The sequence below is a fragment of the Novosphingobium sp. SG751A genome, assembly GCF_013149295.1.
Taxonomy (GTDB): domain Bacteria; phylum Pseudomonadota; class Alphaproteobacteria; order Sphingomonadales; family Sphingomonadaceae; genus Novosphingobium.
The window spans coordinates 1-1,053 of sequence record NZ_JABGCB010000075.1; the positions used below are offsets into that span (position 1 = coordinate 1).

Annotated in this window: 1 protein-coding gene; it reads right to left on the reverse strand. The window is 58.8% G+C overall.

Translation table 11 applies throughout. From position 1 onward, the window contains the following. Nucleotides 1-17: 17 nt before the first annotated feature. A protein-coding gene (locus tag FHW96_RS25930) for an IS5 family transposase (RefSeq protein ID WP_172343449.1) occupies nt 18-778 on the reverse strand; the annotation gives its coding sequence in 2 pieces (ribosomal slippage) (nt 18-442 and nt 442-778; 762 coding nt in all). Nucleotides 779-1,053 lie beyond the last annotated feature (275 nt).

The window sequence follows — 1,053 nt, forward strand, 5'->3', positions numbered from 1 at the left end:
GCTAGGACGTAGACTCATTATCCAGCGCACCAGATGCGAGCGCATATGAGCTTGACGGCGGCGAGGTAGTTTTCGGGACACTTGTCGTAGCGGGTGGCGATGCCTCGGAAGTGTTTGATGCGATTGAAGAAGCGTTCGACGAGATTGCGCTGGCGATAGACCCAGCCCGAGAAGGCGAAGCGCTGCTTGCGGTTGGATCGTGCCGGGATGTTGGCCCAAACATTCTTGCGGGCGGCAGCCTCCCGGATGGCGTTGCTGTCGTAGCCTTTGTCGCCGAGTAGTGTCGCGCCTTCGGGTACAGTCTCAAGCAGGGCTTCGGCTTCCTGGCTGTCGTGAACCTGACCTCCGGTCAGGCGCAGGGCGACGGGACGACCATCAGCGTCAACGAGGGCATGGATTTTGCTCGTGAGACCGCCTCGGGAACGTCCCATGCCGCGATCTCCAGTTCCCCTTTTTTACCCGTCGCACCGTGCTGGTGGACGCGGACGCAACTGGAATCGATCATCACGATCTCACCCGCGAAAGCGGCAGAGACTGCGGCGAGCAGCCGGTCCCACACCCCGGCTTTGCGCCAACGGACGAACCGGTTGTAGCAGGTCGTGGAAGGTCCATAGCGTTCGGGTATCTCCACCCATGGCGAGCCGGTACGGAAACGCCAAAGGATGCCGTTCAAAACCCGTCGATCATCAACTCGGGGAACGCCACGCGGTTTGTTGGGCAGCAAGGGCTCGATAATCGCCCATTCTCCATCCGTCAGTTCGTAGCGCCGCCGTGCCATCAAGCCTCCATTGCAATGGAAAGCCTGAATCACGTGAGACGGAAAACCTCAAGCCAGCTTGGAAATTTACGCCTTAATGTTCGCATTGGCCGTCTCTCCACGCGCCACCGCTATCAAGGCAGGCATCTTGAGCTACCCACGGTGAAAACCGAAGGAATGCTACAAGCGCGACAATTGCAACCCCCAACACCAGTGCTGCCCGCTTCCATGTGACGTACATACCCCCTCATATCACGCGTAGAAACCGCCGCCAGATTTTATGAGTTTACGTCCTA